Source organism: Rhizobium sp. SSA_523 (assembly GCF_030435705.1).
Classification (GTDB): Bacteria; Pseudomonadota; Alphaproteobacteria; order Rhizobiales; family Rhizobiaceae; genus Neorhizobium.
The window spans coordinates 125112-137567 of record NZ_CP129381.1; the positions used below are offsets into that span (position 1 = coordinate 125112).

13 protein-coding genes are annotated in these 12456 nt (G+C 61.0%); 6 read left to right on the plus strand and 7 right to left on the minus strand.

The features are described from left to right. Window positions 1-32 precede the first annotated feature (32 nt). Window positions 33-773, plus strand: a complete 741-nt coding sequence (locus QTJ18_RS01995) for a ribonuclease activity regulator RraA (protein WP_252752292.1) — start codon at window positions 33-35, stop codon at window positions 771-773. Further along, a complete protein-coding gene (locus tag QTJ18_RS02000) occupies window positions 746-1669 on the plus strand; it encodes an SMP-30/gluconolactonase/LRE family protein (RefSeq protein ID WP_252752291.1) in 924 nt (307 codons plus the stop codon). Before QTJ18_RS01995 ends, QTJ18_RS02000 begins: the two co-directional genes overlap by 28 nt. Window positions 1670-1723: 54 nt before the next feature. Here the strand turns inward: QTJ18_RS02000 and QTJ18_RS02005 are convergent, their stop codons facing one another. Together QTJ18_RS02005 and gloA are read right to left on the minus strand one after the other, a co-directional pair. Then, entirely contained in the window at window positions 1724-2704 is a 981-nt protein-coding gene (locus tag QTJ18_RS02005) for an aldo/keto reductase (protein ID WP_149149147.1), read from the minus strand. A gap of 13 nt (window positions 2705-2717) precedes the next feature. Continuing rightward, entirely contained in the window at window positions 2718-3134 is a 417-nt protein-coding gene (gene gloA / locus QTJ18_RS02010) for a lactoylglutathione lyase (RefSeq protein ID WP_252752290.1), read from the minus strand. A gap of 139 nt (window positions 3135-3273) precedes the next feature. On the opposite strand from gloA, the gene QTJ18_RS02015 reads away from it, so the two are divergent. Further along, complete coding sequence (locus tag QTJ18_RS02015; protein ID WP_252752289.1) at window positions 3274-4056, plus strand: SDR family oxidoreductase; 783 nt, start codon at window positions 3274-3276, stop codon at window positions 4054-4056. A gap of 23 nt (window positions 4057-4079) precedes the next feature. Here the strand turns inward: QTJ18_RS02015 and QTJ18_RS02020 are convergent, their stop codons facing one another. The 5 genes from QTJ18_RS02020 to QTJ18_RS02040 form a co-directional block, all read right to left on the minus strand. Next, window positions 4080-5165 (minus strand): ABC transporter ATP-binding protein, encoded by a 1086-nt coding sequence (locus tag QTJ18_RS02020; RefSeq protein WP_252752288.1) that lies wholly within the window; start codon window positions 5163-5165, stop codon window positions 4080-4082. 6 nt (window positions 5166-5171) lie between these two features. Next, window positions 5172-6068: a carbohydrate ABC transporter permease gene (locus tag QTJ18_RS02025; protein WP_252752287.1), complete on the minus strand. Its 897-nt coding sequence runs from the start codon at window positions 6066-6068 to the stop codon at window positions 5172-5174. A gap of 4 nt (window positions 6069-6072) precedes the next feature. Next, window positions 6073-6954, minus strand: coding sequence for a carbohydrate ABC transporter permease (locus QTJ18_RS02030; RefSeq protein WP_252752286.1), 882 nt, complete (start codon window positions 6952-6954; stop codon window positions 6073-6075). Window positions 6955-7076: 122 nt separating this feature from the next. Then, window positions 7077-8318: an ABC transporter substrate-binding protein gene (locus tag QTJ18_RS02035; RefSeq protein WP_252752285.1), complete on the minus strand. Its 1242-nt coding sequence runs from the start codon at window positions 8316-8318 to the stop codon at window positions 7077-7079. Between the two features lie 305 nt (window positions 8319-8623). Then, a complete protein-coding gene (locus tag QTJ18_RS02040; RefSeq protein WP_252752284.1) occupies window positions 8624-9652 on the minus strand; it encodes a LacI family DNA-binding transcriptional regulator in 1029 nt (342 codons plus the stop codon). A gap of 175 nt (window positions 9653-9827) precedes the next feature. Between QTJ18_RS02040 and QTJ18_RS02045 the strand changes: the two genes are divergently transcribed. From QTJ18_RS02045 to QTJ18_RS02055, 3 genes are read left to right on the plus strand one after another with little or no spacing between them, the layout of a single operon-like run. Next, complete coding sequence (locus tag QTJ18_RS02045; RefSeq protein ID WP_252752283.1) at window positions 9828-10238, plus strand: Rieske (2Fe-2S) protein; 411 nt, start codon at window positions 9828-9830, stop codon at window positions 10236-10238. A gap of 34 nt (window positions 10239-10272) precedes the next feature. Further along, entirely contained in the window at window positions 10273-11337 is a 1065-nt protein-coding gene (locus QTJ18_RS02050) for an amidohydrolase family protein (RefSeq protein WP_252752282.1), read from the plus strand. Beyond that, window positions 11334-12446, plus strand: coding sequence for an amidohydrolase family protein (locus tag QTJ18_RS02055; protein WP_252752281.1), 1113 nt, complete (start codon window positions 11334-11336; stop codon window positions 12444-12446). Before QTJ18_RS02050 ends, QTJ18_RS02055 begins: the two co-directional genes overlap by 4 nt. Window positions 12447-12456: the final 10 nt, after the last annotated feature.

The window sequence follows — 12456 nt, forward strand, 5'->3', positions numbered from 1 at the left end:
CCAGGGTGCGGCACAATGAAAGCAGGACACTCATGATCCAGACACAGGACATCAAACGCCCGCCGCGCGAATGGGTGGAGGCGATCAAGAAGATCGGCGCCGCCACCTCTTCAAGCCAGCTCAGCAAGATGGGCATCCGCAATACCCATATCTGCGGCCCTGTTTCCAAGCGGGAAGGGGCGGTGATGTGTGGTCCGGCGCTGACCCTCCAATTCGTCCCCAAGCGCGAAGATCTGCAGGATGCGGACGAATATGCGCAGCCGGAGAAGCAGCTTCACCGGCACGTGCTCTATCACACGCAGCCGGGTGACGTGGTCGTGGTGGATGCCCGCGGCGACATGAAGAGCGGTATTTTCGGCGAGATGATGCTGACCTATTTCCAGGGCAAAGGCGGCGCCGGCGTGGTGATCGATGGCTGCCTGCGCGATTATCCGAACGCCAAACATCTCGATCTCGGAATGTGGATCCGCGGATTGACCCCGAATTTCCACACGCAGACGGACCTGATGCCCTGGGGCGTCAACGTGCCCATCTCGTGCGGCGGCGTGTTCGTCATGCCGGGGGATATCATCGTTGCCGATGATGACGGCGCAGTGGTGGTGCCGGTGTCGCATGCCGAGGAGCTGATCAAGCGGGCCTCCACCCATCATGAGTGGGAGGAATTCTCCAAGGAAAAGCTTCTCGCCGGCGGCGAGCTCAAGCGCTATTATCCTCTTCATGACGAAGCACGGCCGGAATACGAGGAGTGGCTGCGCAACAAGGCAACCACCTGATGGAGGCCGCGACGCTCAGCGAGGCCGCGTTCCGGCTGGTCTGCGACAGCCGCTCCCAACTGGGCGAAAGCCCAGTCTGGAGCGCGGCGGAGCAGGTGCTCTATTTCGTCGATATTCGCGGACCGTCGATCAATCGCTTCGACCCTGCCAAGGGCGAGCTGCGCCGGTTCATGCAGTCGGAGGAGATCGGCTGCATCGGCCTGGTCAGGGGCGGCGGTTTCATCGCCGGCCTTCGCTCGGGGATCTGGCGGCTGGATGAAGAAGGCAAGCCGCTGGCCAAGCTTGCCGACAATCCCGAGGACACGGGGACGAGCCGCTTCAATGACGGCCGCGTAGGGCCGGATGGCCGCTTCTATGCCGGCACGGTGGATGAGAGCCGCCAGGGCAAATCAGCCCTCTACCGCTATGACGCAAAGGGGTTGACGAGGCTGATCGATGGCTTGATGTGCTCGAACGGACTGGCTTTCTCGCCGGATGGCGCAACCATGTATCACGTGGATTCGCCCGTCTCGACGGTCACTGCACGGTCCTTCGACCGCATGTCGGGGACTGTGGGCCCTGAACGGGTGCTGATCGATATCCCCAATGATCCGGCTGCCCGCCCGGACGGCGCATGTGTCGATTCCGAAGGCTGCTACTGGCTGGCGATCTTCGGTGCATCGGTGGTGCGCCGCTTCCTGCCCGATGGAACACAGATCGGCGAATATCCGGTGCCGGTGAGGTGCCCGACCATGCTCGCCTTTGGCGGTCCTGACCTGCGAACGCTCTACGTCACCACGGCCGGCAGCCGTCGTCCGCCGGAAGAAATGGCGCAGTTTCCAGAATCCGGCAGCCTTTTCGCCATGAACGCGCCCGTCGCGGGCCTGCCGGAGCCGCTGTTCGACGAGAATCTCTGAGAAAACCTGCTTATGATGGAAGGCGCCGGCCACGCGAGTGGCCGGCGCCATTTTTTATTCGAAGCCCATGATCTTGTGGGGCACGTAGTGCTCCGTCAGTTCCTGGATGTCTTCCGGCGTCAGTTTGATCGTCACGGCTTCCGCCGCGTCGACGATCTGGCTTTCGCGGCTCACGCCGACAATCGGTGCGGCGACGGCCGGGTTCGACAGGAGCCAGGCAATGGCGATGCGGGCACGCGGAACGCCGTGACGCTTGGCGACATTGGCAACCGCCTGGATGACCTTGCCATCGGCCTCTTCGGTATCGCCATAGAGGACAGGGCGGAGAATGTCGGTGCCCTTGCGCAGCGATTCATGATCCTCCTCGCGGGCAAGCAGGCCGCGGGCAAGCGGGCTCCATGGAATGAGGCCAACCCCTTCGGCCGCGCAGAGCGGCACCATTTCGCGCTCTTCCTCGCGATTGAGCAGGTTGTAGTGGTTCTGCATCGAGATGAAGCGCGCCCAGTTCTTGCGATCCGACAGATACAGCGACTTGGCGAATTTCCAGGCATGCATGGAAGAGGCGCCGATATAGCGGACTTTGCCGATCTTGATCAGGTCTGTCAGCGCCTCCAGCGTTTCCTCGATGGGCGTGATGGGGTCCCAGCGATGGATCTGATAGAGGTCGACATAATCGGTGCCGAGGCGGCGCAGGCTGTGGTCGATCTCCTGCATGATCGCCTTGCGGGAGAGACCCTTGGCATTGGGACCCTCGCGGAGCGGCGAGTTGATCTTCGTGGCGAGGACGATCTCGTCTCGCTTGGCGAAGTCCTTCAGCGCCCGGCCGACGATCTCCTCGCTGGAGCCGTTGGAATAGATATTCGCCGTGTCGAAGAAATTGACGCCGAGTTCGATCGCTTTCTTGATCAGCGGGCGGCTGTCTTCCTCGACCAGCGTCCATTTCGGATTGCCCCGATCGGGTTCGCCGAAGGTCATGCAGCCGAGGCAGATGCGGGAGACTTCAAGTCCCGATTTTCCCAGTCGTGTATATTCCATGATGGATCCCTCCTCAGTTGCTTTCCTGGATAAGCTCGATGCGATAGCCATCGGGATCGTCCACGAAGGCTATGACGGTCGTGCCGAATTTGACCGGACCGGGTTCGCGCACGATGGTGACGCCTTCTGCCCGCATCGTCTCGCAAGCGGCGTAGATATCGGGCACGCCAACGGCCAGGTGACCGAAGCCATTGCCCCTCTCATAGGTCTCGACGCCATAATTATAGGTCAGCTCGATCATCGGATCGGTCTTTTCGCTGCCATAGCCAATGAAGACATTGGTGTATTTGCCCTCCGGCACGTCGATTGTGCGGATGACCTCCATGCCGAAATGTTTCGTGTAGAAATCGATTGATCGCTGAAGATCCCCCACCCGGATCATGGTGTGCATGAAGCGGGGCGGCCTTGCGGCGGTGGTTGCAGTGGTCATGACATTTCTCCTCATGTCGTTGGAAGGGTCGTGAAAACAGAAACTTATTAAGCCCGCGACAAAAATTGTTTTGTCCCGCCAATCAAAATTGCGGTAGAAAATAACAGCGATTTTCTCGCATTTTCAGGGAGGATGACTGATGGATTTGACGGGCAAGACGGCGCTGGTGACGGGCGCTGGCTCGGGAATCGGCAAGGCTGCGGCACTGATGCTGGGAAAGCGTGGCGCCAGGGTTGCCGTGCTGAGCCGGACCGAGAGCGAGATCGTCAAGACGAAGGAAGAGATTGAAGAAGCGGGCGGCGAAGCGCTGGCGCTGACGGGGGATGTCAGCCACGAGGAAGCGATGAAGGACGCCGTCGAGCGGATCGCCTCCGCCTGGGGCAGGCTGGACATTGTCGTTGCCAATGCCGGCATCAATGGCGTCTGGGCGCCGATTGACGACCTTCAGCCGCAGGAATGGGACAAGACGATCGCCATCAACCTGCGCGGAACCTATCTCACGCTTCATTATGCGGTTCCCCACCTCAAGGCTGCGGGGGGCGGGTCGATCGTGGTCGTGTCCTCGATCAACGGGACCCGCACCTTCACGACGGCGGGCGCCACGGCCTATGCGGCGACCAAGGCTGCGCAGCTTGCAATGGTCCAGCAATTGGCGCTTGAGCTCGGCAAGTCTAAAATCCGCATCAACGCCGTCTGCCCCGGCCTGATCGAGACCAACATTCCCGACAGCACCATCAAGCGCAACCAGGATGCCGCTCGCATTCCGGTGATATGGCCGGAGGGTGACATTCCGATCACCGGCGGCAAGGCCGGTACCAGCGAGGACGTGGCGGAGATCATCGCTTTCCTGGCCTCGGACCATGCCCGCCACATTACCGGCTCGCCCGTGTGGATCGATGGTGGGCAAAGCCTCCTGCGATAGCCGCATCTTGGCGGCGGAGCGGGTCAAAGCCGCTCCCCCGCAGCATCGAAAAGCGAAACCTGCGCCGGATTTATATAGATCGGCATTGCCGTTCCGAGGTCCGGCGTGTGGTCGGATGTGGTTCGCAGCGAAAACGTCTCTCCCCCCAAGGTGCCCCAGAGCAGCGTATCGGGTCCCATAGGCTCATCGATGGTGAAGGTCGGTTCCAGGCTTTCCGTGTGCTGCGGCGAAGGCTGAAGCTGAGCCTGTTCCGGCCGGATGCCGAGTGTCGCAACCTGGCCGTCCGACACCGGATGCGTGAATTCATAGCCGTTGAGGCCGATCTCGCCGCCGCCATCCAGTCTGAAGGCCAGCGCCGCATCGCGACGGACAATCCGGCCGGAGAGGAAATTCATCTGCGGCGAGCCGACAAAACTCGCCACGAAACGATTGACGGGCCTCTGATAGATTTCCTTGGGGCTGGCCAATTGGCGGATGACGCCCTTGTGCATGACGGCGATGCGGTCCGCCAGCGTCAGTGCCTCGACCTGATCATGCGTCACAAAGATCATGGTGGAGCCGAGCGCCTTGTGCAGGCGTTTAATTTCGACGCGCAATTCGGTCCGCAGCTTGGCATCGAGATTGGAAAGCGGTTCGTCGAAGAGCAGAACGCTGGCATTGCGAACCAAAGCCCGGCCAATGGCGACGCGCTGACGCTGTCCGCCGGACAATTGCGCCGGCTGGCGCTTCATCAGCGGCTCGATCTGCAGGATGCGGGCTGCATCGGCCACGCGCCGGGCGATCTCGGCCTTGGGCATGCCGGACATTTTCAGGCCGAAGGAGAGATTGCCCTCGACGGTCAGTCGCGGATAAAGCGCGTAGGACTGGAAGACCATGCCTATCCCGCGCTCGCTGGGCTCTGCCCAGGTGACGTTCCGGCCGCCGATGAAGACCTGTCCCTCGGTCAGGTCCAGCAGGCCGGCAATGGCGTTGAGAAGGGTGGATTTGCCGCAGCCCGAAGGCCCGAGCAGCACGATGAATTCTCCCTCCGCCACATCAAGATTGAGGGTTTCAAGCACGTTGACTGCGCCAAAGGAGATTTTCAAGTTTCGCAGGGAAACGCTGGACATGATGACTTACCCTTTGACCGCGCCGGCGGCGATGCCGCGCACGAACCAGCGGCCTGAAATGAAATAGATGATGAGGGGGACGGCAGCGGTCATGATCGTCGCCGCCATGTTGACGTTATAAGCGATCTCGCCCTCCGTTGGTGCCACGAGATTGGTCAGCTGCACGGTCATCGGACGGTTTGCGAGACCGCCAAAGGTCAGGCCCATGATGAAATCGTTCCAGATGCCGGTGACCTGCAGGATGACGGCGACGACCAGCATCGGAATGGACATTGGCAGCATGAGGCGGAAGAAGATCGAAAAGAACTTTCCGCCATCGACGCGCGCCGCCTTGAACAGATCGATCGGTATCCCTGCGTAATAGTTTCGGAAGAGCAGCGTCATCACCGGCAGGCCGAAGATCACATGGGTCAGCACCAGGGCGTAGATCGTGCTGAACAGGCCGGTCGCCGAATAGATGCGCACCAGCGGATAGATGAAGACCTGATACGGCAGGAAGGCGCCGAGGAGCAGTGCGGCAAACAACAGATTGGCGCCGCGGGCCCGCCAGAAGGAAAGGGCATAGCCGGTGATCGCGCCGATCAGGATCGATGCGATGACGGAGGGGATCAGGATCTTCACCGAGATCCAGAAACCGGGACTGATGCCGCGGCAATCAAGGCCGGTGCAGGCGCTTGACCAGGCCCGGATCCAGGGCTCGAATGTCACGGCCGAGGGCAGCGCAAAGAGGCCGCCTTCCCGGATTTCCGCCATCGGCTTCACCGAGGTTACGAGCATGACGTAAAGCGGCAGAAGGAAGAAGAGGGCCGATATCAGCAGGAAGGCATAGATCCCGATGCGGGCTGGACCGATGCGTCTGGGGGCAGGTCCGCTTGGACCCTCGCTTGTGTGGTGCGTGGTCATCGGCTCATCCCTTCGGCGTCTGGCGGCGGAAATATTCCGTATAGAGCCAGGGCGTCAGCACGCAGAGAACCGTGACGAGAAGCGTGGTCGCGGCTGCGGTGGCAAGGCCGATATTCTGGCGCTGGAAGAGGTAATCCATGACGAATTTCGCCGGGACGTCGGAGGAGAAGCCGGGGCCGCCGCCGGTCAGCACCAGCACCAGGTCGTAGAGTTTGACAACGCCGAGCGACAGGAGGACCGTCGCACTGATGAAGCTCGGCCGCAGGACCGGAATGACGATGTGCAGGTAGAAGCGCCAGGGTTTGATCCCGTCGATGCGGGACGCCTTCCAGAGATCCGGATCGATGCCGCGCAGACCCGCCAGCATGATGGCCATGACCAGCCCCGCGGCATGCCAGACGCCGGCGAGCACGACACAATAGATCGCGGTGTCCTGTCCAACGATCCAATCGAAGCGGAAGCTCTCGAAGCCCCAGCCCCGAACAGTCTTTTCAATTCCGAGCGTCGGGTTGAGGATCCACTGCCAGACAAGGCCGGTGACGATGAAGCTCATCGCATAGGGATAGAGAATGACGGTGCGCAGCACGCCTTCTGCCCGGACCCGCTGATCGATGGCAACCGCGAGCAGAAAGCCCAGCACGAGCGAGATGCCGATCATCAGAACGCCGAAGATCACCATGTTCTGGATGGATGTGAGCCAGCGATCCGTGGCGAACAGGCGGATATACTGGTTTACCCCGGCAAAGCGGGCGGCCGGGAGCATGCGAGAATCCGTGAACGAAATGCCGACCGTCCAGATCATCGTGCCGAGATAGGCGAAGACAACAATCAGGATGGCGGGCATCAGGCCGACATAGACGCTCCAGCGGATAGGTCGCTGCTTCATGGTGGTTCCGTGCTCTGCTTTGGGGGCCGGGCGGTGAGAGGCGGTGAGAGGCATCTGCCAAACGCCTTGGAGGCGGGTGCCAAACGGGGTTATGAGGCGGCAGAGACTGCCGCCTCGCCAGGTCAATCCTGGAATTGCTCAAGCACGGCGGCGTATTTCTGCGCAAACTCTTCCGGGGTTTGCGAGGGGGTCGCCCAATACTGCACGACGACATCGGCCAGTGAGTTCAGCATGTCCGCACCGGCCAGCCAGTCCGGGCCTGCCAATTGTTTGCTCGGATCTTTCAGAACCTCAAGTCCGATCTTGGAGCAGGCGTCGAGGCCGGATGTGTCGACATCGTTGCGGACAGGCATGGAGCCCTTCAAATTGTTGAAGTTCACCTGAACGTCCTTGTCGAGCATGATCTTCGCCATCAGCGCCTGCGACTGAGACGCTGCTTCCGAGCTCGCTTTCGGCATGATGAAGACATTCGAGTCCATCAGGAAATTCTGCTCGCCAAGGCCCAGCACACAGCCGTAATCCTTGCCGGCGACCCAGCCTGCTGCGGAAAATTCACCCTTTTCCCAGTCGCCCATGATGTGCATGGCGGCCTTGCCGGTGATCACCATGGAGGCCGCCTCGTTGAAGGAGCGGTTGGGCGTGCCGGGATCGGTATAGCTGCGGATCTTGGCATAGACTTCCGCAACGCGCTTGAATTCCGGCGTCTCGGTGGCCTCCGGATTCTTGTCGCGGAAGATCGAGAGGTAGAGTTCGCGTCCACCAGCCCCCGCCAGCACGCCGTTGAAGAGTTGGTGTTGCTGCCAGGGTTGAGCACCGAAGGCCAGGGCAATTACGCCGCCTGCCTTGAATGTGTCGGCTGCCGCGAAGAACTCTTCCCAGGTCTTCGGCTCCTGAACCTTGAACTTCTCGAACAGTGCCCTGTTGTACCACAGCCAGTTTGGCGTCTGGAGATTGACTGGCACCGCATAGATGTGGCCGTCGCGGCTGACTGCCTCCAGCACATCGGCAGGCAGCACCTGTTTCCAATTCTCCGCGCTGCCGACATCGTCCAGATTGCGCAGCAGGCCGGCATCGGCCAATTCGCCGAACTGCTTGCCGGCATTCATCATCATCACCGTCGGCGGGTTTCCGCCGACAATGCGGTTGATACCCGTCGGCTTTGCGACATCGCCATTGACAATGGCATTGTCCACCCATTGGCCGCCTGCGGCATTGAAGGCGTCGGCAAACACTTTGACAGCCTTCGACTGCGCTTCCGTGGTCCACCAATGCAGGACCTCGGTCTTCTCGGCAGCCATGGCCGGCTGGATCAGCGCAAGCATCAGGCCGGTAGCGCTCAATAGGCTGCGGTACTTCTTCGACATTGTGATCTCCTCCCGAAATCATACGGCCGGGGTTCCTCCTCCCCGTCCATCCCCAGCTTAGGTTTGCCCTAATCCATTCGTCAACCTGAAACGCAAAAAATTGCGGTTGAAGGCAAACAACATTAGGTTGCCGAGTGTTGGAACGGGCGCTTCCGGCAAAGCTGTGTATGCAATTCAAATATGAACCGCATCAGTTCCTATTTAAGATTCCATCGCGCAGCGGCAATGTCAAGGCGCAAGGTGGCGCCTGGTGAGGAGAATGCGAGCCGTCAAGAGCACGGCGATCCGGCCTGCGCCTTGTGCCCCTATTTCGCCGGAGGGCGGACGCGGGACAGCCAGCTCGATGCACTGCAGGGCCCGGTCGATTCGCGCTCGATGATTTCTGATACGAGCGCAAGGCGCACAGGCGGCCGGCCTCTTGCCTCGACGCTGACGGTCCGATCATAGATGCAGCGGACCATGGCCGCGCCCATCTCCACCTGGGGCGTGCGTACTGTCGTCAGCCTGGGCGCGACGTGCATGGCGGATGCGAAATCGTTGAATCCGACCACGGAAATATCCTCCGGGATGCGGATACCCAGGCGCAGCAACTCGGAAACCACCGCAATGGCAATGCCGTCATGGGCGCAGAAGAGCGCCGTCGGCTCATGATCCTTGCCGATATAGTCGAGAAAGGCGCTCCTGAATCCTTCGTTCTCTTCGAAGACGATGTCATCCACCACGCTGTCCGGCATTGTGGCGGCGCCGTCGCGAAAGCCGCGGAAACGCTCGACGCGCCCCATCGGCGTGGCGCTGCCATGCACGAAGGCCATGCGGCGATGGCCGAGCTTCAGCAGCATCTGGGCCACGCCGAAACCGGACTCCCAATCTGCGCCGACGACCTGATCTATGTGCTCCATGGGCGCGGCATAACTTGCGCAAACCACGGGCAGCCCGGTTTTCGATGCGAGGGCGGACCATTCGGATGGGCGTGGAACGGCGAGAATGATGCCGACGACCGATGGATCGAGCTGCGTGGTGTCGTTGAGATGCCGTGCCTGCCTCGGCAGAATGGAGAGACCGAGCCGCTCCCCCTCCTGTTCGGCGCCGTGCATGATGTTCAGCCATAATTCGCTGCTGACCGGATCGATCTCCTGGCGCATGAAGAGAATATTTCCGGCCGGCGGAGCGATTTCCTGTCCGAGCCGGTAACCCATGGCATGGGCGGCGCGGATAACCCGGCTGCGGGTCGCCTCTCCCACGCCAGGCTTCCCCGACAGGGCGCGCGAGACGGAAAACTTGGACAGGCCGAGGCTGTCGGCAAGATCTTGAATTGTTATGCGTTTCGACGCCATTTGCACCCACCTTCTGCCCTGCATCGTTGTGACGCAGGAGCACGTTCTCGTCAAGTGTTGCGGCAATTTACAAAACAATGTTGCGCTTGTTTGTTTTCGATGTTAGCTTCCACCCTAACAAACGGGAGGAGCCGGATGACGAGGGAGGAGACCTCATGTCGTCCGGGATAGTCACTTGGCAAAACATGTCGTGGCCGCTTTGGCGGAGATCCCTCCGGGATCGCAAAAGCTCGTGCATGTCGAAGGTCGCGCCATAGCGGTCTTCAACGTGAACGGGGAACTCTTCGGAATTTCCGATGCCTGTCCGCACCAGGGCGGAAGCCTGGCTTCAGGAGCGACAGTCGGAATGACGACATCCGGCGAGCCGGGGACTTTCTGTCATTCCCGGCCGGGAGAATTCGTCCGCTGCCCTTGGCACAGCTGGGAATTCGACCTGCGAACCGGTCAATCATGGTGCGATCCGCGGCGGTTCCGCACCAGGCCCTACGAATTGAGCGTCGAGCCCGGATCGTCCGTGCCCGGGCCATACAAGGCAGAGACCTTCGGCGTCACCGTCGAAGACCGATACATCGTCGTCGAGCTCTAGGCTCGCGACGCAAGCCGGAAGGAGGAGGTCCGTCTTGTCAGCTTCACATGCGATCGATTGCGATATCCATCCAGGCGTCCCGAGTATAAAGGCGCTCCTGCCCTATATGAGCGATTATTGGCGCGAAGCCTTCGTGGCACGCGGCCAGGACAATTTCCAGCCGGCCAGCTATCTGCCGAATTCACCGCTCGCCTGCCGTCCGGACTGGCGCGACGGCGACACGATTGCCGGCAGCAATTTCGATCTCTTGCAGAAGCATGCGCTCGATGGTTTCGGTTCGAGCCTGGCCATCTGCAATGTCCTCTATGGCGGCTCCTTCTCGATTAGTGAAACCATGGGGCAGGCGATCTGCTCCGCCGTCAATGACTGGGTGAAGGCGCAATGGCTGGATCGTGATCCGCGGCTGAGAGCCTCCATCGTCGTGCCGACGCAGAATCCGGCGCTCGCGGTCGAGGAGATCGAGCGGCTGGCGGATGATCACCGCTTCGTGCAGGTCCTGATGCCGGTCGGGCTCGACACCATGCTTGGCAAGCAGCATTACTGGCCGATCTTCGAAGCGGCAGCGCGCCACGATCTGCCGATCGGCCTGCATGCCGGCAGCCTGTACCGCTATGCGCCGACCACAAATGGCTGGCCGAGCCATTACCTGCAGGATTATGTCAGCAACACCCACGCCTTCGAGAGCCAGTTGCTGAGCCTCATTGCACAGGGCGTCTTCCTCAAATTCCCGAGGCTGAAGATCGTGCTGATCGAAAGCGGCGTAACCTGGCTGCCGGGCTTTCTGTGGCGGGCGCGCAAGACCTGGCGCGCCGTCCGTCCCGAAGTGCCGTGGGTCAACGAATCCCCGATCGATATTGTGCGCCGCCATGTCAGGTTGACGGCGCAGCCGATAGACGGACCGTCCGATCCCGCAATCCTGGAGCGCGTGCTGAACCAGATCGGCTCGGAAGACATGCTGCTGTTTGCGTCCGACTATCCGCATTGGCAGTTCGACGGCGATCAGGTTATCGCCGCCGGCGTGCCGGAGCGCCTTCGGACCAGGATGATGCACGACAATCCGCTCGCCACCTATCCACGTTTGCGGGAGACGTTGCAATGAGCGCCGCTGTTCAGGCTCCAGACGGTGCGGTTCAGGCCGCGCCGGCGTTCGAATTCATCGATTGCGACATCCATCCGGCGTTGAAGCACAAGAAGGCGCTGCATCCTTACCTGGAGCAGCGCTGGCGCGACCATCTCGACAGCTATGGCGCTCTGGCACATTGCGTTTATGCCGGACGCGGCGGCCCTTATCCCCGCTTCACGCCGGAGACCGCAAGGCGGGATGCATGGCCACCGACTGGCCATCCGCCCGGCTCCGATCTCGATTTCATGCAGGAGCAGCATCTCGACGCCCATGGCGTCAAGTTCGGCATCCTGCAGCCGATCGTCGGCGCCAACAATGCCCGCAACACCGATCTTTCGGCCGCCCTGTGCACCGCGACCAATGACTGGCAGATCGACGAGTTCACCTCGAAGGACAAGCGGCTCAAGGCATCGATCCATATCTGTGCGGAAGATGCCGAACTGGCGGTGAAGGAGATCGAGCGCCGTGCGGGAGATCGCAGCTTCGCGCAGATCCAGCTCGGCTCGCGCTCGGTGGAGCCGATCGGCCGCAAACGCTACTGGCCGATCTTTGAAGCTGCCGAGCGCAACAATATCCCGATCGGTTTTCATGTCGGCGGTCCTTCTCCCTATGCGCCGTCACCCAGCGGCTGGCCGGATTACTATATCGAGGATCATCATGTTCTTACCCACAGCGCACATGCGCAGGTGGCGAGCATGATCCTCGAAGGCGTCTTCGAAATCTTCCCCAAGGTGCGGGTGGTGATGATCGAGGCGGGCTTTGCCTGGGTTCCCTCGCTCGGCTGGCGAATGGACAATCACTGGCGGAAGCTGCGCAGCGAGACACCGCTCTGCAAGAGTCCGCCGTCGGACTATCTGAAGCGGAATGTGTGGTTCACCACCCAGCCCGCCGAAGAGCCGGAGCAGCGGGACGATTTGCGGCTTCTCTTCGACCTCATCGGCTTCGACCGGATGATGTTCGCCACCGACTATCCGCACTGGGACTACGACGATCCTCAACGGGCCATCGTGATGCCGATGAGCGAGGCGGAGCGGCGCATGCTCTTCCACGACAACGCAATGAATTTCTACGCCAATCTCGATTGAAAGACGATGC